Consider the following 21,958-nt stretch of genomic DNA (forward strand, 5'->3'; position numbering starts at 1 on the left):
TTGACCTTACATCGAGCATGGAAAGGCCGCAGAATCAGCTTTGCAAGGTATTGACCTGGGTCACGGCGCGTTGCAAAGACCCTACATTTTATCCATACTTGCGGCCGATTTTACTCCTAATAAATATACCCAAACCGTGGAACCTTAGAATGAGCACAGCAATCAGTCCGACTGCTTATAACTATAAGGTAGTCCGCCAGTTCGCCATCATGACGGTGGTCTGGGGGATCCTTGGCATGGGGCTCGGTGTCTTCATCGCCTCGCAACTGGTCTGGCCGGAGTTGAATTTCGGCCTGCCGTGGACGAGTTTTGGACGCTTGCGCCCGTTGCACACCAACCTGGTGATCTTCGCCTTCGGTGGTTGTGCATTGTTTGCCACCTCCTACTATGTCGTGCAGCGAACCTGCCAGGTGCGACTGATCTCCGACGGCCTCGCGGCCTTCCACTTCTGGGGTTGGCAGGCGGTCATCATCGGCGCCATCATCACCCTGCCGCTGGGTTACACCACCACCAAGGAATACGCCGAACTGGAATGGCCCCTGGCTATCCTGCTGGCGATTGTCTGGGTGGTCTACGCCCTGGTGTTCTTCGGCACCATCGTCAAGCGCAAGACCAAGCACATCTATGTCGGCAACTGGTTCTACGGTGCGTTCATCATCGTCACGGCGATGCTGCACATCGTGAACCATGCCTCCCTGCCGGTGAGCTTCTTCAAGTCCTACTCGGCCTATGCCGGGGCGACCGATGCGATGATCCAGTGGTGGTACGGGCACAACGCGGTGGGCTTCTTCCTGACCACCGGTTTCCTCGGGATGATGTACTACTTCGTACCGAAACAGGCCGAACGGCCGATCTACTCCTATCGCCTGTCCATCGTGCACTTCTGGGCGCTGATCACCCTGTACATCTGGGCCGGCCCCCACCACCTGCACTACACCGCCCTGCCGGACTGGGCCCAGTCCCTGGGCATGGCGATGTCGATCATCCTCCTGGCCCCGAGCTGGGGCGGCATGATCAACGGCATGATGACCCTCTCCGGCGCCTGGCATAAGCTGCGCACCGACCCGATCCTGCGCTTCCTGGTGGTGTCCCTGGCGTTCTACGGCATGTCGACCTTCGAAGGGCCGATGATGGCGATCAAGACCGTCAACTCATTGTCCCACTACACCGACTGGACCATCGGCCACGTGCACGCCGGGGCCCTCGGTTGGGTGGCGATGATCTCCATCGGCTCGCTGTACCACATGTTCCCGAAAATCTTCGGCCGGCCGCAGATGCACAGTGTCGGGCTGATCAACGCGCACTTCTGGCTCGCCACCATCGGCACCGTGCTCTACATCGCCTCGATGTGGGTCAACGGCATCACCCAGGGCCTGATGTGGCGCGCGATCAACGACGACGGCACCCTGACCTACTCGTTCGTCGAAGCGCTGCAGGCCAGCCACCCCGGCTATATCGTGCGTGCCATCGGCGGTGCGTTCTTCGCCAGCGGCATGCTGCTCATGGCCTACAACGTGTTCCGTACCGTTCGCGCCTCGGACCCGGCTGAAGCTGAAGCCGCCGCTCAGATCGCTGTCGTTGGAGCTCACTGATGAAGCACGAAGTAGTCGAGAAGAATATCGGCCTGCTGGCCTTCTTCATGGTCATCGCCGTGAGCATCGGCGGCCTGACCCAGATCGTCCCGTTGTTCTTCCAGGACGTCACCAACAAACCGGTCGAAGGCATGAAGCCGCGCCCGGCGCTGGAGCTGGAAGGCCGCGACATCTTTATCGCCAACGGGTGTGTCGGCTGCCACTCGCAGATGATCCGCCCATTCCGCGCCGAAACCGAACGCTACGGGCACTACTCGGTGGCCGGTGAAAGCGTCTGGGACCATCCGTTCCTCTGGGGCTCCAAACGCACCGGGCCGGACCTGGCCCGGGTCGGCGGGCGCTACTCCGATGACTGGCACCGCGCGCACCTGTACAACCCGCGCAACGTGGTGCCCGAGTCGAAAATGCCGGCTTATCCGTTCCTGGTGGAAAACAAGCTCGACGGCAAGGACACGGCGAAGAAAATGGAAGTCCTGCGCACCCTCGGCGTGCCTTACACCGACGAAGACATCGCCGGGGCCAAGGATGCCGTGAAGGGCAAGACCGAAATGGACGCGCTGGTGGCCTACTTGCAGGGCCTGGGCACTATCATCAAAAGCAAACGGTGATCTGGATGGATATCGGGATGATTCGTGGCCTGGGCACCCTGGTGGTGATGGTGGCCTTTATCGGCCTGGCGCTGTGGGTGTTCAGCCCGCGACGCAAATCGGAATTCGAGGACGCAACCCTGTTGCCTTTCGCGGATGACCCCGAAGCCATCAAACAGGTCGAAAAAGCGTCTAGGAGTAACAAAGAATGACTACGTTCTGGAGTCTGTACGTCACAGTCCTCAGTCTGGGTACCATCTTCGCCCTGACCTGGTTGCTGCTGTCCACCCGCAAGGGCCAGCGCGCCGAACAGACCGACGAGACGGTTGGCCACTCCTTCGACGGTATCGAGGAGTACGACAATCCGTTGCCCAAATGGTGGTTCATGCTGTTCGTCGGCACCATCATCTTCGCCCTCGGCTACCTGGTCCTGTATCCGGGCCTGGGCAACTGGAAGGGCCTGCTGCCAGGCTACGCCTACCTGGACAACGAGAAGCAGACCGCCTTCGCCAACGGCCAGACCGGCTGGACCGGCGTGCACGAGTGGGAAAAGGAAATGGCCAGGTCGGATGCCAAGTTCGGACCGATCTTCGCCAAATACGCGGCCATGCCCATCGAGGACGTGGCCAAGGACCCGCAAGCGCTGAAGATGGGGGGGCGCCTGTTCGCCTCCAACTGCTCGGTGTGCCACGGTTCCGACGCCAAGGGCGCCTATGGCTTCCCCAACCTGACCGACGAGGACTGGCGCTGGGGCGGCGAGCCGGAAACCATCAAGACCACCATCATGGGCGGCCGTCATGCGGTGATGCCGGCCTGGGCCGAGGTCATCGGTGAGCAAGGCGTGGCCGATGTCGCTTCGTTCGTGCTGACCAACCTCGACGGCCGCAAGCTGCCGGAAGGCGCCAAGGCCGACCCGGTGGCGGGGCAGAAACTCTTCGCCGCCAACTGCGTGGCCTGCCACGGTCCTGAAGGCAAAGGCACCCCGGCCATGGGCGCGCCAAACCTGACGCACCCGGCGGCGTTCATCTACGGATCGAGCTTCGCGCAGCTGCAACAAACCATCCGTTATGGCCGCCAGGGCCAGATGCCGGCCCAGGAGCAGTTGCAGGGCAACGACAAGGTTCACTTGCTCGCCGCCTATGTCTACAGCCTGTCCCATGGGGATAACAAGCCGGCTGAATAAGCACCATGTTGTCGGCTCGAGGGAGAGAGCCGAACACGATCCTTGTGGGAGCAGAGCTTGCTCGCGAAGAGGCCCTTGAGGCCGCTGAAAGCTTCGCGGGCAAGCACCGCTCCCACAGGTCAGGTAGCGTTTTCAATATCCCATTCCCCTTAATTGAACGGCATTGGGGCAAGTCCGCTCGCCCCCCCCCCGTTCATGATCAATCATCTATAGTCAATTGACTTGGATCATGTCTTGTTACATCTGCTACACCATACTGAGCGCAGACCCAACGCGACCAAAGGTCGCACCCTTGGAGCGCAGGGACCGGCGTATCATTGCGCCACTGCACTACTCTTTTGATCGCGGTCGGCACGTACTGACCGAGGCATTTCCCCCAGCCGTGGGACGCAATGATGAGCAATCAGATTCCGGTACAAGACGTCACTCCACCTGCCAAACCCGCCAACGCCACCGTCGACCTCTACGCTTCGCGAGAGAAAATCTATACCCGCGCCTTCACCGGCCTGTTCCGCAACCTGCGGATGGTGGGTGGTGCCGGCCTGTTCCTGCTGTACTTCGGTACCGTCTGGCTGAGCTGGGGCGGACACCAGGCCGTATGGTGGAACCTGCCCGAGCGCAAGTTCTTCATCTTCGGCGCGACCTTCTGGCCCCAGGACTTCATCCTGCTCTCGGGCCTGTTGATCATCGCCGCTTTCGGCCTGTTCTTCATCACCGTCTATGCCGGACGGGTCTGGTGCGGCTATACCTGCCCGCAAAGCGTCTGGACCTGGATTTTCATGTGGTGCGAAAAGGTCACCGAAGGTGACCGCAACCAGCGCATCAAGCTCGACAAGGCGCCCATGGGCGCCAACAAATTCCTGCGCAAGTTCGCCAAGCACAGCCTGTGGCTGCTGATCGGCTTTGTCACCGGCATGACCTTTGTCGGCTACTTCTCGCCGATCCGCGAACTGGTCATCAGCTTCTTCACCGGCGAAGCCGATGGCTGGTCGTATTTCTGGGTCGGCTTCTTCACCCTCGCCACCTACGGCAACGCCGGCTGGCTGCGCGAACAGGTGTGCATCTACATGTGCCCCTATGCGCGCTTCCAGAGCGTGATGTTCGACAAGGACACCCTGATCGTCTCCTACGACCCGCGTCGGGGTGAAGAGCGTGGCCCGCGCAAGAAAGGCGCCGACTACAAGGCCCAGGGCCTGGGCGACTGCATCGACTGCACAATGTGCGTGCAGGTCTGCCCGACCGGCATCGACATCCGCGACGGCCTGCAGATCGAATGCATCGGTTGCGCCGCCTGCATCGACGCCTGCGATAGCATCATGGACAAGATGCAGTACCCCCGCGGCCTGATCAGCTACACCACCGAACACAATCTTTCCGGGCAGAAAACCCATAAACTGCGACCGCGCCTGATCGGCTATGCGCTGGTCCTGCTGACCATGATCAGCCTGCTGGTGACAGCCTTCTTCCTGCGCCCGCTGGTGGGCTTCGATGTCAGCAAGGACCGTGTGCTGTACCGCGAGAATGCCGAAGGGCGGATCGAAAACGTCTACAGCCTGAAGATCATGAACAAGGACCAACGCGACCACACCTATGTCCTGGACGCCAGCGGCTTGCCTGACCTGAAACTGCAGGGCAAGCGCGAAATCCACTTGGCCGCCGGTGAAATCTTCAGCATGCCGATGGAACTGTCCAGCGCCCCCGACAAGCTGCCGTCGAGTACCAATGAGGTGAAATTCACCTTGCGCGACGCCGATGACAACAGCGTTCATATTGAAGCCAAGAGCCGATTCATCGGCCCGCAAATCCGTTAAGGAAAGACACGATGCCCGCAGCCACTGCCGCAAGCCCCTGGTACAAGCACCTCTGGCCCTGGATCCTGATCGGGATCATGGCCTGCTCGGTGACCCTGACCCTGTCGATGGTGACCATTGCGGTAAAGAACCCGGACAACCTGGTCAATGACAACTACTATGAGGCTGGCAAGGGTATCAACCGCTCCCTGGACCGCGAACTGCTGGCCCAGAGCCTGAAGCTGCATGCCAGCGTGCATCTGGATGAGGTCACCGGCGAGGTCGACCTGCGCCTGCTGGGCAACAGCCAACCGGCCAGTGTCGAGCTGAACCTGATCTCGCCGACCCAGCCGGAGAAGGACCGCAAGGTCACCCTGAACCGTAGCGCCAGCCAACCGGGGCGCTATATCGGGCAACTGGCCGACAAAATCGAAGGTCGGCGTTTCGTCGAGTTGCTCGGGGTCGAAGGCGACAAGACCTGGCGCCTGTTCGAAGAAGAGCAGATCAGCCAGGACAAGGACCTGAAGCTGGGCGACGAACCGCTGCAAGGCGCAGAAGAACGCTCTAAATAAATGCCCTCTTCCCTGACGGACAAACGCCTGTGGCGAACCCGCTTGCCACAATTGCTTGACCGATGGCGCCCATGACCAGTCCTGTTCCCTGCTACCACTGCGCCCTGCCCGTCCCCTCCGGCAGTCGCTTCACCGCTGTCGTCCTGGGCGAACCCCGCGAGTTCTGCTGCCCGGGTTGCCAGGCGGTGGCGCAGGCCATTGTCGCCGGTGGACTGGAACACTATTACAGCCATCGCAGCGAAACCTCGGCCAACCCCGAGAGCCTGCCGGTGCAACTGCTGGACGAACTGGCGCTGTACGACCGCGCCGATGTGCAAAAACCCTTTGTCCGCCACGACGGCGAACTCGCCGAAGCCACCCTGCTGATGGAAGGCATCAGTTGCGCCGCCTGTGGCTGGCTGATCGAGAAACACCTGCTCGGCCTGCCCGCCGTGGCCGAGGCGCGGCTGAACCTGTCCAATCACCGCCTGCAAGTGCGCTGGGCCGACAGCCAACTGCCGTTGAGCCAGATCCTCGGCGAACTGCGCCATATCGGCTATGCCGCGCATCCCCACCAGGCCGATCAGGCCAGCGAACAACTCGCCAGCGAAAACCGCAAATCCCTGCGCCAACTGGGCCTGGCCGGCCTACTGTGGTTCCAGGCGATGATGGCGACCATGGCGACCTGGCCGGAATTCAATATCGACCTCAGCCCGGAGCTGCACACCATCCTGCGCTGGGTAGCGTTGTTCCTGACCACGCCCATTGTGTTCTATAGCTGTGCGCCGTTCTTTCGCGGCGCCTTTCGCGACTTGCGCACCCGTCACCTGACCATGGATGTCTCGGTCTCGCTGGCCATCGGCAGTGCCTACTGTGCCGGGATCTGGACCGCCATCACCGGGGTCGGCGAACTCTATTTCGACGCCGTGGGCATGTTCGCCCTGTTCCTGCTCGCCGGCCGCTACCTGGAACGCCGTGCCCGCGAACGCACCGCCGCCGCCACCGCACAACTGGTCAACCTGCTGCCGGCGTCCTGCCTGCGTCTGGGGGCCGACGGCCAGAGCGAACGTATCCTGCTCAGCGAACTGCGCCTGGGCGAACGGGTACTGGTGCATCCCGGCGCCGTGCTGCCGTCTGACGGACGGATTGTCGAAGGTCAGTCGAGCATCGATGAATCCCTGCTGACCGGTGAGTACCTGCCGCAGCCGCGCACCGTCGGGGACGCGGTCACCGCCGGCACCCTGAACGTCGAGAGCGCATTGACCGTCGAGGTCCTGGCCCTCGGCCAGGACACCCGCCTGTCCGCCATCGTCCGCCTGCTCGACCGCGCCCAGAGCGAAAAACCGCGCCTGGCGCAGATCGCCGACCGCGCCGCGCAGTGGTTCCTGCTGTTCTCGCTGATCGCCGCGGCGGTCATCGGCCTGATCTGGTGGCAGTTGGACCCGACCCGGGCGTTCTGGATCGTGCTGGCGATGCTGGTCGCCACCTGCCCGTGCGCCCTGTCGCTGGCCACCCCCACCGCCCTGACCGCCGCCACCGGCACCCTGCACAAGCTCGGCATGCTGTTGACCCGCGGCCATGTGCTCGAAGGCCTGAATCAGGTCGACACGGTGATTTTCGACAAGACCGGCACCCTCACCGAAGGCCGCCTGACCCTGCGCGCCATCCACCCGCTCCGCGAACTGGACAGCGAGCGCTGCCTGAGACTCGCCGCCGCCCTGGAAAACCGCTCCGAACACCCGATTGCCCGGGCCTTCGGCCGCGCCCCACAGGCCGCCGAGGAGGTCCAGAGCACGCCTGGCCTGGGTCTTGAAGGCCGGGTCGGCGAGCAGTTGCTGCGGATCGGCCAGGCGGCCTTTGTCTGCGAACTCGGCGCCTGTCCACTGCCACCGACGCCGGACGAAGCCGGACAATGGCTGCTGTTGGGCGACAGCCAGGGACCACTGGCCTGGTTTGTCCTCGACGACCGCCTGCGTGACGACGCCCCCGCGTTGTTGGCAGCCTGCCGGGCGCGGGGCTGGCGCACGCTGCTGCTGTCCGGCGACAGCTCGCCGATGGTCGCCAGTGTCGCCGCCGAACTGGGCATCGATGAAGCCCGTGGCGGCTTGCGCCCGGACGACAAATTGCAGGTACTGCGGGACTTGCATCGCCAGGGGCGCAAGGTGCTGATGCTCGGTGACGGCGTGAATGACGTCCCGGTCCTGGCCGCCGCCGATATCAGCGTGGCCATGGGCACGGCCACCGACCTGGCCAAGACCAGTGCCGACGCGGTGCTGCTGTCCAATCGCCTGGGCGCCCTGGTGCAAGCCATCAACCTGGCCCGCCGAACCCGACGGATCATCATCGAGAACCTGATCTGGGCCAGCCTGTACAATGGGCTGATGTTGCCGTTCGCCGCCCTCGGCTGGATCACCCCGGTGTGGGCCGCGGTCGGCATGTCCATCAGCTCGCTGACCGTGGTCCTCAACGCCTTGCGCCTGACCCGCCTGCCCGGCGCTCCGGCGCTCAATGCCACGCCAGATATCCGCCCGTTGCCGGCCTGAGCCGCGCGGGCATGGAGTTCCCATGCCAGCTCTCTACATCATGATCCCCGCCGCGCTGCTGATCGTGGCGATCGCCGTCTATATCTTTTTCTGGGCGGTGGACAGCGGCCAGTATGACGACCTCGAAGGCCCGGCCCACAGCATCCTGTTCGACGACCAGGATCCCAAGCACACCGCCGCCGTCGAAGAAAGCAAAGCCACCACGGACAAGCACGACAAGGCCCCGCCCCATGCTTGAGCTCGCGCCCCTGCTGGTCTCGGCGCTGATTCTCGGCCTGCTCGGCGGTGGTCATTGCCTGGGCATGTGCGGTGGCCTGATGGGCGCCCTGACCCTGGCGATTCCTGCGGAGCAACGCAGCCGGCGCTTTCGTCTGCTACTGGCCTACAACCTGGGACGGATTCTCAGCTATGCCTGCGCCGGCCTGCTGATCGGCCTGGCCGGCTGGGCCGTGGCCAGCAGCCCGGCGGCGCTGTTCCTACGGGTGATCGCCGGCTTGTTGCTGATCAGCATGGGCCTGTACCTGGCCGGCTGGTGGAGCGGCCTGACCCGTATTGAAAGCCTCGGCCGTGGCCTGTGGCGACATATCCAGCCGCTGGCCAACCGCCTGCTGCCGGTGTCGAGCCTGCCTCGCGCCTTGCTGCTGGGGGCGCTCTGGGGCTGGCTACCGTGCGGACTGGTCTACAGCACCCTGCTCTGGGCGGCTAGCCAGGGCAATGCCGTCGACAGCGCGCTGCTGATGCTGGCCTTCGGCTTGGGCACCTGGCCGGTGCTGCTGGCCACCGGGCTGGCGGCGGAACGGGTCACGGCCGTGCTGCGCAAACGCAGCGTGCGCATGAGCGGCGGCCTGCTGGTGATCCTGTTCGGCCTGTGGACCCTGCCGGGGCCGCACCAGCACTGGTTGATGGGCCACTAACGGCCGTTGATACAGGTCAAGATGGCGATTGCGCGCAGCCCCTAGACTCCGGACATTGCAGCCAATCCGGGGGAATGCCCGCATGCTCGACGCCATCCGTTGGGACTCTGATCTGATCCATCGCTACGACATCGCGGGACCGCGCTACACCTCCTATCCCACGGCCGTGCAGTTCAACAGCCAGGTCGGCACCTTCGACCTGCTCCACGCCCTGCGCGACAGCCGCAAGGCCCTGCGACCGCTGTCGCTGTACGTGCACATACCGTTCTGCGCGAACATCTGCTACTACTGCGCCTGCAACAAGGTCATCACCAAGGACCGTGGCCGTGCCCTGCCCTACCTGCAACGCCTGGAGCAGGAAATCCAACTGGTCGCCTGCCACCTGAATCCCGCGCAGAAAGTCGAGCAACTGCACCTGGGCGGCGGCACCCCGACCTTTCTCAGCCACGACGAACTGCGGCAACTGATGACCTGCCTGCGCCAGCACTTCAACCTGTTGGATGACGATTCCGGCGACTACGGTATCGAAATCGATCCACGGGAAGCCGACTGGTCGACCATGGGCCTGTTGCGCGAACTGGGTTTCAACCGGGTCAGCGTCGGTCTCCAGGATCTCGATCCGGACGTGCAGCGGGCGGTCAATCGCCTGCAAAGCCTGGAGGAAACCCGGGCGATCATCGAGGCGGCGCGGACCCTGCAGTTCCGTTCGATCAATATCGATCTGATCTACGGCCTGCCCAAGCAGACCCCGGACAATTTCGCCCGGACCGTCGACGAGGTGATCAACCTGCAACCGGACCGCCTGTCGGTGTTCAACTACGCCCACCTGCCCGAGCGCTTCATGCCGCAACGCCGGATCAACAGCGCCGACCTGCCGGCGCCGGCCGACAAGCTGGAAATGCTCCACCGCACCATCGAGCAGCTCACCGCCGCCGGCTACCGCTATATCGGCATGGACCACTTCGCCCTGCCCGACGACGAACTGGCGATTGCCCAGGAAGAATTGACCCTGCAGCGCAATTTCCAGGGCTACACCACCCACGGCCATTGCGACCTGATCGGCCTGGGCGTCTCGGCCATCAGCCAGATCGGCGACCTCTACTGCCAGAACAACAGTGACCTGAACCAATACCAGAACACCCTCGCCAGCGCGCAACTGGCCACCAGCCGGGGCCTGCTGTGCAACGCCGACGACCGCCTGCGCCGGGAAGTGATCCAGCAGATCATCTGCAACCTGACCCTGGAGTTCGCGAGCATCGAGCGCCAGTTCAATATCGACTTCGGCGGTTATTTCGCCGCGCTCTGGCCGCGCCTGACGGAGATGGCCGCGGACGGTCTGATCGAACTGGACCACGAACGCCTCACGGTCCTGCCGGCGGGACGCCTGTTGGTCCGCTCGGTGTGCATGGTCTTCGATGCGTACCTGGAGCAGCAGAACCGTCAGCGCTTTTCACGGGTGATCTGAAACGTCGAGCGTTTTTTGGCAATCACCCTACCTACTTGGGTGCGCCATTTTGGCACAGGCTGGTCGGAGCGCCCCTTGCTGGGTTACCCTTACGTCTTATGTGTGTTTTCCCACAAGGATTTAAGAAATGTCCGACCCCGTGAAATTGCGCACCCATAGTCAGGCCCATTGCAAGGATTGCAGCCTGGCCCCTCTTTGCCTGCCACTTTCGCTGAATATGGAGGACATGGACGCGCTGGACGAGATCGTCAAGCGCGGCCGACCACTGAAGAAAGGTGAATTCCTGTTTCGCCAGGGCGACACCTTCGGCTCAGTCTATGCCGTGCGCTCCGGCGCGCTGAAGACCTTCAGCCTGAGCGACGGCGGCGAAGAGCAGATCACCGGTTTTCACCTGCCGAGCGAACTGGTCGGCCTGTCGGGCATGGACACCGAGACCTACCCGGTCTCGGCCCAGGCACTGGAAACCACCTCGGTCTGTGAAATCCCCTTCGAGCGCCTGGACGAATTGGCCCTGCAACTGCCGCAACTGCGCCGACAGTTGATGCGGGTAATGAGCCGGGAAATTCGCGACGACCAGCAGATGATGTTGTTGCTGTCGAAAAAGACCGCCGACGAGCGCATCGCCACCTTCCTGGTCAACCTGTCGGCGCGTTTCCGTGCCCGGGGTTTCTCGGCCAACCAGTTCCGCTTGAGCATGTCGCGCAACGAGATCGGCAACTACCTGGGATTGGCGGTGGAAACCGTGTCCCGGGTCTTTACCCGTTTTCAGAGCAGCGAGTTGATCGCCGCCGAAGGCAAGGAAGTGCATATCCTCGACCCGATCCAGCTCTGTGCGCTGGCTGGCGGCTCGCTGGAGGGCTGATGCGGTTGTAGCGTTCGGAGGACGCCAAGAGCTTCGCGGGCAAGCTCAACTCCCACAAATATGCAGTCGTATGCGAACTCTGGGTTCGACACGCACATAGTGGGAGCCGGATTTATCCGCGAAGAGGCCCGCAAGACCGCCAAAGACCTCGTTGGCTAGCCCAGCACTTCGCTCAACGGAATGAAGTTCACCCAGTCGCCTTCCACCAGGGTGCTGCCCTCCAACACCTCGACCAAACCCTCGGCCCAGGCCGCGCTGCGCAGCACGCCGGAGCTCTGGTTGCGGTAGATGATCGCCCGGCCGTTTTCCAGGCGCCCGCGCAGGTATTCGCGGCGATTGCCCGGCTTGGGCCAGACAAAACCGGCCGGCACCTTGAACCGCAACGGCTGGACCGCCTGTACGCCCTGGCGGCGCAACAGATAAGGCCGGGCCAACAACGCAAAGGTGACCAGGGTCGAAGCCGGATTGCCCGGCAAGCCGATCACCGGCACCCCGCGAAAATGCCCGAAGGTCAACGGCTTGCCCGGTTTGATCGCCAGCTTCCAGAGCTCCAGCTCGCCCGCCTCGCGCAAGGCGATCCCGAGGAAATCGGCTTCGCCCACCGACACTCCCCCCGTGGACAGGATCAGGTCGACATCGGCCAACTGCGTCAGGCGCTGGCGGGTCGCCTCCAGATCATCCGGCAAAATCCCGGCATCCAGCACTTCGCAACCCTGGCGCGTCAACCAACTGCATAACAACACACGGTTGCTGTTGTAGATCTGTCCCGGCCCCAGCGGCTGGCCCGGTTCGACCAACTCGTCGCCGGTGGACAGCACGGCCACCCGCACCCGCCGCCGCACGTTCAGTTCAGCACAGCCCAGGGACGCCGCCAATCCCTGCTCGATCGGCCCCAGACGGGTCCCGGCGCTCAGGACCACTTCGCCCAGCGTGGTTTCCTGGCCCTGGGGCCGGATGTTCTGCCCAAGCGCCAGCGCTTCGATCAAGCGCACCCGCCCATCCGCAAGCACTTCGGCGTTTTCCTGCATTTCGACGCAATCGGCACCCAGCGGCACCGGGGCACCGGTGAAGATCCGCGCGCAAGTGCCCGGCTGCAAGGGTTCCGGGGCCTGCCCGGCAAAAATGCGCTGGCTGACCGGCAGCGGCTCGCCGTGCCAATCGGCCAGGCGCAGGGCGTAACCATCCATGGCGCTGTTGGGCCAGGGCGGCAGATCGAGGCCGGAAATCAGGTCTTCGGCCAGCACCCGTCCGTCGGCCTGAGCCAAGGCTACGCGCTGCGCCTCACGGATCGGCGCCGCCTCGGCCAGCTCGAGCAGGCGGGCCAGGGCGACTTCCACAGGCATCAGGGCTGCGAGCTTGCCCGGCTTACCCACGGGATTCACAAGGCGCCGCCTGTTTCAGATGGGGGACGAAGTTGCACGGGCGATGACGCGAGTCCAGCTGCTCGGCGAGGATCCCGTCCCAGCCGGTACGCACCGCGTTGGTCGAGCCCGGCAGGCAGCAGACCAGGGTCCCGTTGGCCAGGCCGGCCAGCGCCCGGGACTGCACGGTGGAGGTGCCGATATCCGCCACGGAGATCTGCCGGAACAGCTCGCCAAAGCCGTCGACTTGTTTATCCAGCAGGCAGGCCACGGCTTCCGGGGTGCTGTCGCGCCCGGTAAAACCGGTGCCGCCGGTGATCAGCACGACCTGGACCAGGTCTTCGGCAATCCAGGTGGCGACCTGAGCGCGAATCCGGTAGAGGTCGTCCTTGAGCAATACCCGCTCGGCCAGTCGATGTCCGGCGGCGGTCAGGCGGTCAACGAAGACCTGCCCCGAGGTATCGGTGTCAAAGGTACGGGTGTCACTGACGGTCAAGACCGCGATGTTCAGCGGTACGAAAGGTGTGTCAGCCTTGGCTTTCATAGGCTCGGTCCAGTTGTAAGGAGGAACAGCCAGGTGTTATATCACAGCGTCCCTTTTCACCGCTGCTGTCGAGACTCTCCATGCCCGTGAACGACCTTTCCATTCTGCTCCTGGCCGGCGGTCGCGGCCAGCGCATGGGCGGCCAGGACAAAGGCCTGCTGGATTGGCGCGGGCAACCGCTGATCGCCCACCTGCACGCCGTGGCGCGGCCGTTCACCGATGACCTGATCATCTCTTGCAACCGCAACCGGGAGCGCTATGCGGCCTATGCCGACCGGCTGGTGAACGACGACAGCGACGATTTCCCCGGCCCCCTGGCCGGCATTCGCGCCGGCCTGGCGGCGGCTCGCCATGGGCATCTGCTGGTGCTGCCCTGCGACGTCCCGCAGATCGATGCCAGCTTGCTCACGGCCATGCTCGATGCCGTTCGCCGCGATCCGACCCGGCCGCTGATGCTGCGCCAGGGTGAACACTGGGAACCGTTGGTGTGCGTGATCCCCACGGCCCACGCCGGGGTCTTCGAAAGCGCCTGGGCCCTGGGCGAACGCAGCCCGCGCAAGGTCATGCTGCAACTGCAGGCCCAGGCCCTGCAGTGTCCGCCGGATGATCCCAGATTGGCCAATCTGAACACCCCGGCGCTGCTGCAATCGGTGAATCACTCGCCTGATCGGCCTGCGTAAGGAACTTGCTGAGCCTATATCCGTCAGAAACTTCAATCAGTGTTGTAATCCATCAGCGCTGACATCAATCAACGCTATCCTCAAAAAACACCTTTTCCGGAGAAGTACCATGACGCAACGGACTCTTGCCGCACTCCTGCTGACCACCGCCCTCGCCGCCCTCGCCGGTTGTTCGTCACCGACGGTGATCACCTTGAATGATGGGCGCGAAATCCAGGCGGTGGACACCCCGAAATTCGACGAGGATTCCGGGTTCTACGAATTCAAGCAACTGGACGGTAAAAAGACTCGCATCAACAAGGATCAGGTGCGTACCGTCAAAGAGCTGTAAACCCTCGAACGTTCAACACGGAGCCCGCCTTGCGCGGGCTTCGTCGTTTTTGCCCGGGCGCGACAACGCACAGGCATAACCCTCGGGTACGGCCTATTCTATGAGAATCCCCCACCCGCGCTCATTCCCCTTCCGGGAGCTGAATCATGAAAGTCCTGATGCTGCACGGTCTCAATCATCACCTGTTCGGCAAATGCGAGCCGATCCGCCATGCAGGCATCACCCTGGAACAGATCGACGCACGCCTGCGCACGCTGGCCAGGGAGTTGGACGTGGATGTCACCAGTTTCCAGACCAACAGCGAGGGCGCGATGTGCATCCGTATCCGCCAGGGCGCCCGCGAACAGGTGGACGCGGTGCTGATCAATGCCGGCGCCTGGGCCCACAGCAGCTACGACATTCGCGATGCCCTGGCGCACTTGTCGGTCCCGGTGATCGAGTTGTACATGGCCAATATCCATCGCAACGAACCCTTGCACCAGCCGTCGGTGCTGGCCGAAGTGGCGCGCGGGCAGATCTGCGGTTTCGGCGTCGACAGCTACCTGCTTGGCCTACGGGCGGCGGTGAGCGCGGCCCAGACCTGCCATTGACGGCCGCCGGCATCACCAGTGCAGGACGATCTCGCTCTCGAAGCGGCGCTCCTGGCCGCTGAGCGGATCGCGAAAGCGCAGGCCCTGGGCCAACAGCTTGAGGGGGTTGGCGTGGTCATCCACGGCATCCTTGAGCACCTGCGGATAAAACGGGTCATTGCAGATACCCGCGCCGAGTGCCGCCATGTGCACCCGCAACTGATGTTTCTTGCCCGTAACCGGATACAACCCGTAGCGCCACAGCCGGCCATTTTTTTCCGCGACCTCGACGGCAGTTTCGGTATTGCTGGTACCGACCCCTTCGCGCATGCGGAAAAACGGCTCGCCTTCCACCAGGCGGCTTTTGTGTACCAGCGGGAACGACAGGTCCGGCAAGGCCCGGGCAATCGCCTCGTAGCGTTTTTCAATCTGCCGGGTGGGAAACAGCGACTGATAGGCCGAACGAGTCGCGGGATTGGCCGAGAACAACACCAGGCCGGCCGTGTGCCGGTCGATCCGGTGCAACGGCACCAGGTGCGGATTGTCCAGGCAGTGGATCAGCCGTCGTAACAAAGTCTGCTCGACATACTCGCCGGCCGGCGTGACCGGCAGGAAATGCGGCTTGTCCGCCACCACCAGATGTTCATCGGCGTAGAGAATCGTCTCGCTCACCGGAATCGGCGTCTCGTTCGGCACCTCGCGAAAGTAGTGGATGCGCAAGCCTTCGCGGTAAAGCAACTGCGCACTGATGGCCACGCCCCCGGCGTCCAGCACACGGCCGCGGGCAATACGATCGAGCCACTGCTCGCGACTGATTGCCTTGAAGTGTTCGCACAGGCAGTCCAGCACCGTGACCCACGAACCGGGTGGCAGGTACAAGGTGCTGGCCTGGTGCTCGGCGGCATTGAAGGGCAAGGCGGACATGACAAGACTCGGACGGCTGGGCAAGCCGGCATTATCCCGCAAGACCCCGGCAGAACCTAGGCTTGCGATAACGCAATCCAGGTGCCAGTCGCCCTGCCCGCGCCTCAGGCCGAGGCGATCTTGCTGCCCAGCCGCTTCGCACCGGCCGCCTCGGTGTAGTCCTTCAGCCAGCGCAACACATCCACCGCCTCCCAGCGTCCCGGATCGTAGAGGGCGTACAACAAGCCCTGGTAACCCACCACATCCAGTTGCCGGTGATAGCCCGCCCGCTGGAACAGGGCTTCGATTTCCGCGAAACAGGTGTTGAAATGCAATTTGTTGAACGGTGTCTTGCCTTCCGTTACCAGCCCGTCGAGTCGCAACTCGAGTACCGCCTCACGCACCACGTCAGCGGACATGCGGTTCACGCTGGATTTCAATTGTTCGACATTGAGCATGCTTTAACCCTCTTTATCTCTCTGGATTCCGTTCCCGGGTGCGCACGCCAGGGTGGGCATCCTGTCCCAACACCGGAACGAAAACTGTATAAACATACAGTAACTTATTTTTTGATGGCCCGCCAACCGATTGCCGCCTGCCGGCAGCCTTCATGACTCCCTGGGATGGACTTTGCCATAGACGTTGCCGCCGATGAACGAGCCCACCGTGCCGAGGATGACCATGGCATAGGTCCCACCATCGATCTTTCCATACCAGGTCAACGCCGCGGTGCTTACGCCAACCACCACGGTGGCCAGGAACTTGCGACCGCCCAGTTGGTTGACCAGCAGAATGGACCTCCCTTTCATTTCATTTCCTCCCTTGCAGCACTGGAACGTGCTGCCTCAAACATCATGCAGCGACGTAAGCACAGTCGTTTTTCCAGCGCAACCGCGGGTAATTTGATGAAACAGAAGGGCCGAGCGCAGCGGCCAGCGCTCAATGGCGCAAAAGCGCCCGCTCAGGCGAGGAAAGAGGATCAGCGCAGAAAGGTCACGACCTGCTCGACCTCGAAGGGCCAGTCCAGCTCGGCCCCCGTGTCCACCCGGCGCAGAACCGGGATACGCAAGCCATAGGCTTCGAACAGGGCTTCGCTGTCGGCGATATCCACCAGTTCCACCAGCAGGCCGTGATCGACCAGAGGCATCAGCACGGCTTCGGCGACTTCACAGAGGTGGCAACCCAGGGTGCCGAACAGTTGGCATTCAGGAAGCATGGCAAGGGCGTCCGGGACAAGATAAAGACTTATTCTAGGTCCGCCACCCGGGCCAGTCGAGCCGATCACACGGCCCTCAGAGAATGAACCGCACGCGCCGGCTGGCAAGGATCAGCAGCGGTGCCGCGACGAAAGCCAGGAGCAGCACCACCGCGGTCAGGGTATTGCCGTACTCCAGTCCCGCCGACAACGCCCCGTAGAGGAACAATGGGTGCACGTAGTAGAGCGCCGAGGAAAGCTTGGCGTTGAGGGGGCTGGTGGAGGCGCGGAAGAACACGAATGGCAGCAGGAATAACGCCGACGTGATCAGCGGCAACGACACCAGGAAATCGAAGTTCTGCCGGGCATCGGCCTGATACGAGTAATTCAGCCAGGCTTCGCCAAGCAGCAGCGCCACACCGATCGCCAACGCCAGGCAGACCTTCACTCGGGTAACCCGTTCCGGCACCCCGTGACGGGCCATAAGAAACCCCAGCGCCATGAACGGAAAGCCCATGAACAGGAAATTCCGGGCGGTATAGTCGTTCTGGTTGAAATGCTGGAGAAAGGCGTTGGGCAGCTCGAAATAGACCCGTGCATATTGCAGCACCAGCCCGACCAGAAAGGCACTCGATGCCAGCGCCACCAACTGTCCGGTGGGTCGTTTGCGCAACAGGTACAGGAGCAGGCCGCCGCCGAGCATGCCCACCAGATACCAGAGGTGAAAGTAGCCGATCACGAACTGCTTCAGTATTCCCAGCACACCGCCGACACTGCCCAGGGCGGCAAAGCTCACGTAGATCGGGCTGTAGACCAGCATCCAGAGCAGATACAACTGCAAGCCACGCTTGAACCAGAGCCCGAACGAGTGCCCGGAGGCGAGGGTCTGCCACAGGTAGTAACCGTTGATGATAAAAAAGGTCGGCACCGCCACGCGGAACAGGCCATTGCACAGCAAGTAACCCACAGCGGTGTAGTTACCGCCCATGAAATGGCAATGCAGTACTACGACAAATATCGCCAGCAGGACTTTCAAGGCATCCAGATTGCCGTTGAGGATTTTAGGCACCGTCCTCACCTGCCGTCCGCCAACGGATCGGACGGTTTGCGGGACGAGGCGGTGCGAAACCGTCGTTTACAGTAACTCGTCGCCCGATCGAGCACCGGCTTCTCGAAAAAGCTGTAGCCGACCCAACCGTAACCCCACACCGCGAACATCATCAGGACCAGGAACACCAGATTATCCCCGATATGGTTCGGCCAGTTGCCGATGATCTGCCAGGCCCTCCCCACCACGCCGAGCACCAGCAAGTGCGAGAGATAGATCGTGTAAGACATATCACCGGTGAAAACCAGAAAGCGCGGGCAACGGATCAACTGGCGCCGCTCCAGCAAGGCCAGGGACAAGGTCAGGGCACCGAATACCAGCCCCACCAACAGCATCCTCGGCAAGCCCTCGGTGGAAAACAGTTCATAATGCCCGATCACGGCAAAGCCCGGTACCAACGCCATCGCCAGAACCAGCCAGAGCCCGACGCTCGGCACTTTTGAACTGTGGCGACCGTAGAAGAACAGCGCCGCCGCACTGCCGATAATGAACTCCAGGGCATAGGGGTGCAGCATAATCTTCAGGGCCGAGGAGTAGTCGCGCCAGGAGTCCAGCAGGTTGAACGCCACCAGCGCCACCGCCCAGGCCAGCAACAACAGCGGCAAGCCGCGCTCGTGAAAACCCAGCAGCAGGCTGAACACCAGGTAGAACCACAACTCGAACACCAGCGACCAGGCCACCATCACCAGCAGCACCCGGTCATTGGGCAGCAGCAGGAACGAGTACCACAGGTTGGAGCCACCATGGGAACTGTTGACCAGCAGCGGCTGGACCAGATAGACCCCCAGGGTGATAAAGAAGTACAGCCAGTAGTTGGGGTAGATCCGCGAGACCCGGTTGAACAGGAAACGCTGGGCCTGGACCCGGTCCTGGAAACGGCCACGGGTGACGATCACCATGACGAAGCCGCTGATGACAAAAAACAGGTCCACCCCCAGCTGGAAAAAATCCACCCACCCCGGCAGCAAGGTATCGCCACCGGAGTATTTGTGCTCGACCGCCGCCATGTGGAACAAGACCACGCCCAGCACTGCCGCGCCCCTCAAGCCTTGCAGTGAATACAGACGCTCCATAGACCTCTCCGCTCGGCCGGGATTTGGCCGCACGCCCCCAGATGGGGGTTGAGCATAGCGAAATGAGGCGGATTAGTCCTGACTCACCGCACCGATCTTGTGAATCGACAAGTCGGCACCGTAGTACTCCTCTTCCTGGCTCAAGCGCAAGCCATGCACCGCCTTGATCGTGCCATACACGGCAAAGCCACCGATCAACGCCACCACCACCCCCAACGCAGTACCGATCAACTGGCTGACCAGGCTGACCCCACCCAGGCCGCCCAACGCCTGCTGGCCGAAGATCCCGCAGGCAATTCCGCCCCAGACCCCACACAAGCCGTGCAACGGCCAGACGCCGAGCACATCGTCGATTTTCCACTGGCTCTGGGCCGCGATAAAACACCAGACGAACAACCCGCCCGCCACCAGACCAGTCACCAGCGCCCCCACCGGGTGCATCAGGTCGGACCCGGCGCAGATCGCCACCAGCCCGGCCAGGGGGCCGTTGTGCAGGAAGCCCGGGTCATTGCGGCCGATGATCAGCGCCGCCACCGTGCCACCGACCATCGCCATCAACGAATTGACCGCCACCAGCCCACTCACGCCCTGCAGGGTCTGCGCGCTCATGACATTGAAACCGAACCAACCGACGATCAGGATCCACGAACCCAGGGCCAGGAACGGAATGCTCGACGGCGCGAATGCCACAAGCCGCCCCTCGCGGTAGCGGCCTTGACGCGGCCCCAGCAACAGCACCGCCGCCAGCGCCAGCCACCCACCCATGGCATGCACCACCACAGAGCCGGCGAAATCATGGAAGCTGGCACCAAAACGCGCCAGCAGCCAGGCTTGCAGGCCAAAATTACCGTTCCAGACCAGGCCTTCGAAAAACGGGTACACAAAGGCCACGATCAAGGCAGTGGCGCACAACTGCGGGGCAAACCGCGCGCGCTCGGCAATGCCGCCGGAAATGATCGCCGGAATCGCCGCCGCGAAGGTCAGCAGGAAGAAGAACTTCACCAGGCCATAACCGTGGTCGCCACTGATTTGCGCCGCCGGCTGCAAAAAGCTCACGCCATAGGAAACCCAGTAGCCTATAAAGAAATAGGCCAAAGTCGAAATCGCGAAATCGCTGAGGATTTTCGACAAGGCATTGACTTGGTTCTTTTGCCGAACGGTACCGACCTCGAGAAAGGCGAAACCGGCGTGCATGGCCAGAACCATGACCGCGCCGAGCAGAATGAACAGGGTGTTGGAACCATGGACCAGAGTGTCCACAGCGCTTTGCAAGTTTTCCATGGAGACGGCAGACCTGAAGTCAGGGAAAAGCACCAAAGCAGTTCGGTTGCCGCGCATTTCGCACCAGATTGGCGCCATCCGAGCCAAGAGCGAACCGCTTTGGCGCAGGGCGAAACACGAAGCTCGAGGAGCCCTTGGGTTTTTTCCGCGTTTTTTGATTATTTGAGGTATGGTTTTCGCAGGCCGGGGCTTCAGGACGCCCAAATACAGCGCACCTGCCCGGCACAACGCACCAGCACAAAGCAAAAGCTGTACCAGCCAATCGCAGTGAACCTTCAGACAAGGCCCGCACTCGAAACCTGCACAGACTTTTCACGGACGCTTTTTCACGGAGAACACCTGATGGCCAGCAAGACAGCACAGACGGCTCAAGAAATACTGATGGCGGACTTTCAGACGTTGGTCAACGACACCGAACGCCTGCTGGAGCACACCGCCAGCCTCGCCGGCGACCAGGCCGACGAACTGCGCAAGCAGATTCATGAAAGCCTGCTCAAGGCCCGCGAAACCCTGCAACTGACTGAAGCCTCGCTGCGTGATCGCCGCCAGGCGGCGGTCGACGCGACCGAAGCCTATGTCCAGGCCAAACCCTGGCAGTCCATCGGGATTGCCGCCGGTATCGGCTTTATCGTCGGCCTGCTGGCGACGCGGCGCTGATATGGCGGGGGATGAATCGAGCGGCGGCGGCGCCTCGACCCGTCGCCTGGGCGCGGCTTTCCTCGGCCTGCTGCACAGCCATGTGGAATTGTTCGGCATCGAACTCCAGGAACAGAAAGCCCGGACCGTCAGCCTGTTGCTGTTCGCCGGGCTGGCCCTGGTGTTCGGCATGTTGCTGCTGGTGGGGCTCTCGGCGCTGGTCATGATCCTGCTCTGGGACACCGCGCGCCTGGCCGGGATCATTGGCCTGTGCGTGTTTTACAGCCTGGCTGCGCTGTTCTGCGCCCTGCGCCTGAAAGCGGCGATCTTCGATGAGTCGTCGCCCTTCCACGCCACCCTTGAAGAGTTGGCCAACGATCGCGAGCGACTGCTGCCATGAGCCTGCCCGACCTGACGCACATCCATACCCGGCGTGATATGCGCAAGGCGTTGATCCGCCTGCGCATGGAAATGCATCGCCAGGAAATCCGCCATGAGTCCCGCGAACTCCTGCAACCGTTGCAGCGCATACGCGGCCTGGGCCAGAACTGGCAGGCCAACCTGGGCCTCAAGCACGCGCCCTTGTGGGGAATCGGCATCGTCACGCTGCTGGGTTTCATGGGCGGCAGGGGCGCCAAGGGCGGCGGCGTGGACAGCCTGTCGCGCTGGGCGCGCCTGGGGGCCAGCCTGTTGCCGCTGATTCGGCTGGCGCTGCGGGGCACCGCGTCCAAACCCTGACGCCAGAAAAGCTGGCTGCATTCTTGCAGTAGCCATCGAGTTGAGCGCGAAC

Annotated in this window: 26 protein-coding genes; 17 read left to right on the forward strand and 9 right to left on the reverse strand. The window is 62.7% G+C overall.

Annotated elements, in window-relative coordinates; genetic code table 11:
* The first annotated feature begins 149 nt into the window (after positions 1 to 149).
* From ccoN to fnr, 11 genes are all read left to right on the forward strand, one after another.
* Entirely contained in the window at positions 150 to 1,592 is a 1,443-nt protein-coding gene (ccoN, locus tag M5B99_RS07150) for a cytochrome-c oxidase, cbb3-type subunit I (RefSeq protein ID WP_248803375.1), read from the forward strand.
* Positions 1,592 to 2,200: a cytochrome-c oxidase, cbb3-type subunit II gene (gene ccoO, locus M5B99_RS07155; RefSeq protein ID WP_100940578.1), complete on the forward strand. Its 609-nt coding sequence runs from the start codon at positions 1,592 to 1,594 to the stop codon at positions 2,198 to 2,200. Before ccoN ends, ccoO begins: the two co-directional genes overlap by 1 nt.
* Before the next feature lie 5 nt (positions 2,201 to 2,205).
* On the forward strand, positions 2,206 to 2,391 hold the full coding sequence (locus tag M5B99_RS07160; RefSeq protein WP_100940961.1) for a cbb3-type cytochrome oxidase subunit 3: 186 nt from the start codon (positions 2,206 to 2,208) through the stop codon (positions 2,389 to 2,391).
* Complete coding sequence (gene ccoP, locus M5B99_RS07165; protein ID WP_248803376.1) at positions 2,388 to 3,362, forward strand: cytochrome-c oxidase, cbb3-type subunit III; 975 nt, start codon at positions 2,388 to 2,390, stop codon at positions 3,360 to 3,362. The genes M5B99_RS07160 and ccoP overlap by 4 nt, the downstream gene beginning before the upstream one ends.
* Before the next feature lie 395 nt (positions 3,363 to 3,757).
* Positions 3,758 to 5,173: a cytochrome c oxidase accessory protein CcoG gene (gene ccoG, locus M5B99_RS07170; protein WP_248803377.1), complete on the forward strand. Its 1,416-nt coding sequence runs from the start codon at positions 3,758 to 3,760 to the stop codon at positions 5,171 to 5,173.
* An 11-nt stretch (positions 5,174 to 5,184) separates the two neighbouring features.
* The gene (locus tag M5B99_RS07175; RefSeq protein WP_248803378.1) at positions 5,185 to 5,724 is read left to right on the forward strand and encodes a FixH family protein; all 540 of its coding nucleotides are present in this window, start codon (positions 5,185 to 5,187) and stop codon (positions 5,722 to 5,724) included.
* A gap of 71 nt (positions 5,725 to 5,795) precedes the next feature.
* Entirely contained in the window at positions 5,796 to 8,246 is a 2,451-nt protein-coding gene (locus tag M5B99_RS07180; protein ID WP_248803379.1) for a heavy metal translocating P-type ATPase, read from the forward strand.
* A 22-nt stretch (positions 8,247 to 8,268) separates the two neighbouring features.
* Positions 8,269 to 8,484, forward strand: coding sequence for a cbb3-type cytochrome oxidase assembly protein CcoS (gene ccoS, locus M5B99_RS07185; protein ID WP_248803380.1), 216 nt, complete (start codon positions 8,269 to 8,271; stop codon positions 8,482 to 8,484).
* Positions 8,477 to 9,160, forward strand: a complete 684-nt coding sequence (locus M5B99_RS07190; protein ID WP_248803381.1) for a sulfite exporter TauE/SafE family protein — start codon at positions 8,477 to 8,479, stop codon at positions 9,158 to 9,160. The genes ccoS and M5B99_RS07190 overlap by 8 nt, the downstream gene beginning before the upstream one ends.
* 82 nt (positions 9,161 to 9,242) lie before the next feature.
* Entirely contained in the window at positions 9,243 to 10,625 is a 1,383-nt protein-coding gene (gene hemN, locus M5B99_RS07195; RefSeq protein WP_248803382.1) for an oxygen-independent coproporphyrinogen III oxidase, read from the forward strand.
* 127 nt (positions 10,626 to 10,752) lie between these two features.
* Complete coding sequence (gene fnr / locus M5B99_RS07200; protein WP_248803383.1) at positions 10,753 to 11,487, forward strand: fumarate/nitrate reduction transcriptional regulator Fnr; 735 nt, start codon at positions 10,753 to 10,755, stop codon at positions 11,485 to 11,487.
* 155 nt (positions 11,488 to 11,642) lie between these two features.
* On the opposite strand, the gene glp is transcribed toward fnr, so the two are convergent.
* Both glp and moaB read right to left on the reverse strand, forming a co-directional pair.
* Entirely contained in the window at positions 11,643 to 12,830 is a 1,188-nt protein-coding gene (glp, locus tag M5B99_RS07205) for a gephyrin-like molybdotransferase Glp (RefSeq protein WP_248803498.1), read from the reverse strand.
* A gap of 22 nt (positions 12,831 to 12,852) precedes the next feature.
* Positions 12,853 to 13,392, reverse strand: a complete 540-nt coding sequence (moaB, locus tag M5B99_RS07210; RefSeq protein ID WP_248803384.1) for a molybdenum cofactor biosynthesis protein B — start codon at positions 13,390 to 13,392, stop codon at positions 12,853 to 12,855.
* A gap of 80 nt (positions 13,393 to 13,472) precedes the next feature.
* Between moaB and mobA the strand changes: the two genes are divergently transcribed.
* From mobA to M5B99_RS07225, 3 genes are all read left to right on the forward strand, one after another.
* The gene (gene mobA, locus M5B99_RS07215) at positions 13,473 to 14,072 is read left to right on the forward strand and encodes a molybdenum cofactor guanylyltransferase MobA (RefSeq protein ID WP_248803385.1); all 600 of its coding nucleotides are present in this window, start codon (positions 13,473 to 13,475) and stop codon (positions 14,070 to 14,072) included.
* A gap of 109 nt (positions 14,073 to 14,181) precedes the next feature.
* On the forward strand, positions 14,182 to 14,403 hold the full coding sequence (locus M5B99_RS07220) for a YgdI/YgdR family lipoprotein (RefSeq protein WP_248803386.1): 222 nt from the start codon (positions 14,182 to 14,184) through the stop codon (positions 14,401 to 14,403).
* A 146-nt stretch (positions 14,404 to 14,549) separates the two neighbouring features.
* Positions 14,550 to 14,993, forward strand: a complete 444-nt coding sequence (locus M5B99_RS07225; RefSeq protein WP_248803387.1) for a type II 3-dehydroquinate dehydratase — start codon at positions 14,550 to 14,552, stop codon at positions 14,991 to 14,993.
* Positions 14,994 to 15,005: 12 nt separating this feature from the next.
* On the opposite strand, the gene M5B99_RS07230 is transcribed toward M5B99_RS07225, so the two are convergent.
* The 7 genes from M5B99_RS07230 to M5B99_RS07260 all read right to left on the reverse strand — a co-directional run bounded on the left by M5B99_RS07230 (position 15,006) and on the right by M5B99_RS07260 (position 20,532).
* Positions 15,006 to 15,896 (reverse strand): pseudouridine synthase, encoded by an 891-nt coding sequence (locus M5B99_RS07230; protein ID WP_248803388.1) that lies wholly within the window; start codon positions 15,894 to 15,896, stop codon positions 15,006 to 15,008.
* Positions 15,897 to 16,000: 104 nt separating this feature from the next.
* Positions 16,001 to 16,333, reverse strand: coding sequence for a transcriptional regulator (locus tag M5B99_RS07235; protein ID WP_248803389.1), 333 nt, complete (start codon positions 16,331 to 16,333; stop codon positions 16,001 to 16,003).
* 150 nt (positions 16,334 to 16,483) lie between these two features.
* The gene (locus tag M5B99_RS07240; protein WP_100940593.1) at positions 16,484 to 16,684 is read right to left on the reverse strand and encodes a hypothetical protein; all 201 of its coding nucleotides are present in this window, start codon (positions 16,682 to 16,684) and stop codon (positions 16,484 to 16,486) included.
* 170 nt (positions 16,685 to 16,854) lie between these two features.
* The gene (locus M5B99_RS07245; RefSeq protein WP_248803390.1) at positions 16,855 to 17,091 is read right to left on the reverse strand and encodes a glutaredoxin family protein; all 237 of its coding nucleotides are present in this window, start codon (positions 17,089 to 17,091) and stop codon (positions 16,855 to 16,857) included.
* A gap of 76 nt (positions 17,092 to 17,167) precedes the next feature.
* Complete coding sequence (locus M5B99_RS07250; RefSeq protein WP_248803391.1) at positions 17,168 to 18,139, reverse strand: acyltransferase family protein; 972 nt, start codon at positions 18,137 to 18,139, stop codon at positions 17,168 to 17,170.
* Between the two features lie 5 nt (positions 18,140 to 18,144).
* Positions 18,145 to 19,251, reverse strand: coding sequence for an acyltransferase family protein (locus M5B99_RS07255; RefSeq protein ID WP_248803392.1), 1,107 nt, complete (start codon positions 19,249 to 19,251; stop codon positions 18,145 to 18,147).
* A 72-nt stretch (positions 19,252 to 19,323) separates the two neighbouring features.
* Positions 19,324 to 20,532: an ammonium transporter gene (locus M5B99_RS07260; RefSeq protein WP_248803393.1), complete on the reverse strand. Its 1,209-nt coding sequence runs from the start codon at positions 20,530 to 20,532 to the stop codon at positions 19,324 to 19,326.
* Positions 20,533 to 20,874: 342 nt separating this feature from the next.
* Between M5B99_RS07260 and M5B99_RS07265 the strand changes: the two genes are divergently transcribed.
* From M5B99_RS07265 to M5B99_RS07275, 3 genes are read left to right on the forward strand one after another with little or no spacing between them, the layout of a single operon-like run.
* Entirely contained in the window at positions 20,875 to 21,189 is a 315-nt protein-coding gene (locus tag M5B99_RS07265; protein WP_248803394.1) for a DUF883 family protein, read from the forward strand.
* Position 21,190: 1 nt separating this feature from the next.
* Positions 21,191 to 21,568: a phage holin family protein gene (locus M5B99_RS07270; protein WP_248803395.1), complete on the forward strand. Its 378-nt coding sequence runs from the start codon at positions 21,191 to 21,193 to the stop codon at positions 21,566 to 21,568.
* The gene (locus M5B99_RS07275) at positions 21,565 to 21,906 is read left to right on the forward strand and encodes a hypothetical protein (RefSeq protein WP_248803396.1); all 342 of its coding nucleotides are present in this window, start codon (positions 21,565 to 21,567) and stop codon (positions 21,904 to 21,906) included. The genes M5B99_RS07270 and M5B99_RS07275 overlap by 4 nt, the downstream gene beginning before the upstream one ends.
* Positions 21,907 to 21,958: the final 52 nt, after the last annotated feature.

This window comes from Pseudomonas sp. MWU13-2100 (assembly GCF_023242365.1).
GTDB lineage: Bacteria > Pseudomonadota > Gammaproteobacteria > Pseudomonadales > Pseudomonadaceae > Aquipseudomonas.

Bases quoted from the DNA above. Each gene is read 5' to 3' on its own strand.
- moaB (WP_248803384.1), bottom strand. From the start codon at position 13,392: ATGAAAGCCAAGGCTGACACACCTTTCGTACCGCTGAACATCGCGGTC.
- M5B99_RS07220 (WP_248803386.1), top strand. From the start codon at position 14,182: ATGACGCAACGGACTCTTGCCGCACTCCTGCTGACCACCGCCCTCGCC.
- ccoP (WP_248803376.1), top strand. From the start codon at position 2,388: ATGACTACGTTCTGGAGTCTGTACGTCACAGTCCTCAGTCTGGGTACC.
- M5B99_RS07190 (WP_248803381.1), top strand. From the start codon at position 8,477: ATGCTTGAGCTCGCGCCCCTGCTGGTCTCGGCGCTGATTCTCGGCCTG.
- ccoG (WP_248803377.1), top strand. From the start codon at position 3,758: ATGAGCAATCAGATTCCGGTACAAGACGTCACTCCACCTGCCAAACCC.
- M5B99_RS07260 (WP_248803393.1), bottom strand. From the start codon at position 20,532: ATGGAAAACTTGCAAAGCGCTGTGGACACTCTGGTCCATGGTTCCAAC.
- M5B99_RS07230 (WP_248803388.1), bottom strand. From the start codon at position 15,896: ATGTCCGCCTTGCCCTTCAATGCCGCCGAGCACCAGGCCAGCACCTTG.
- M5B99_RS07235 (WP_248803389.1), bottom strand. From the start codon at position 16,333: ATGCTCAATGTCGAACAATTGAAATCCAGCGTGAACCGCATGTCCGCT.
- ccoO (WP_100940578.1), top strand. From the start codon at position 1,592: ATGAAGCACGAAGTAGTCGAGAAGAATATCGGCCTGCTGGCCTTCTTC.
- fnr (WP_248803383.1), top strand. From the start codon at position 10,753: ATGTCCGACCCCGTGAAATTGCGCACCCATAGTCAGGCCCATTGCAAG.
- M5B99_RS07240 (WP_100940593.1), bottom strand. From the start codon at position 16,684: ATGAAAGGGAGGTCCATTCTGCTGGTCAACCAACTGGGCGGTCGCAAG.
- mobA (WP_248803385.1), top strand. From the start codon at position 13,473: ATGCCCGTGAACGACCTTTCCATTCTGCTCCTGGCCGGCGGTCGCGGC.
- M5B99_RS07255 (WP_248803392.1), bottom strand. From the start codon at position 19,251: ATGGAGCGTCTGTATTCACTGCAAGGCTTGAGGGGCGCGGCAGTGCTG.
- M5B99_RS07175 (WP_248803378.1), top strand. From the start codon at position 5,185: ATGCCCGCAGCCACTGCCGCAAGCCCCTGGTACAAGCACCTCTGGCCC.
- ccoS (WP_248803380.1), top strand. From the start codon at position 8,269: ATGCCAGCTCTCTACATCATGATCCCCGCCGCGCTGCTGATCGTGGCG.
- hemN (WP_248803382.1), top strand. From the start codon at position 9,243: ATGCTCGACGCCATCCGTTGGGACTCTGATCTGATCCATCGCTACGAC.
- M5B99_RS07160 (WP_100940961.1), top strand. From the start codon at position 2,206: ATGGATATCGGGATGATTCGTGGCCTGGGCACCCTGGTGGTGATGGTG.
- ccoN (WP_248803375.1), top strand. From the start codon at position 150: ATGAGCACAGCAATCAGTCCGACTGCTTATAACTATAAGGTAGTCCGC.
- M5B99_RS07180 (WP_248803379.1), top strand. From the start codon at position 5,796: ATGACCAGTCCTGTTCCCTGCTACCACTGCGCCCTGCCCGTCCCCTCC.
- glp (WP_248803498.1), bottom strand. From the start codon at position 12,830: ATGCCTGTGGAAGTCGCCCTGGCCCGCCTGCTCGAGCTGGCCGAGGCG.
- M5B99_RS07275 (WP_248803396.1), top strand. From the start codon at position 21,565: ATGAGCCTGCCCGACCTGACGCACATCCATACCCGGCGTGATATGCGC.
- M5B99_RS07270 (WP_248803395.1), top strand. From the start codon at position 21,191: ATGGCGGGGGATGAATCGAGCGGCGGCGGCGCCTCGACCCGTCGCCTG.
- M5B99_RS07245 (WP_248803390.1), bottom strand. From the start codon at position 17,091: ATGCTTCCTGAATGCCAACTGTTCGGCACCCTGGGTTGCCACCTCTGT.
- M5B99_RS07225 (WP_248803387.1), top strand. From the start codon at position 14,550: ATGAAAGTCCTGATGCTGCACGGTCTCAATCATCACCTGTTCGGCAAA.
- M5B99_RS07265 (WP_248803394.1), top strand. From the start codon at position 20,875: ATGGCCAGCAAGACAGCACAGACGGCTCAAGAAATACTGATGGCGGAC.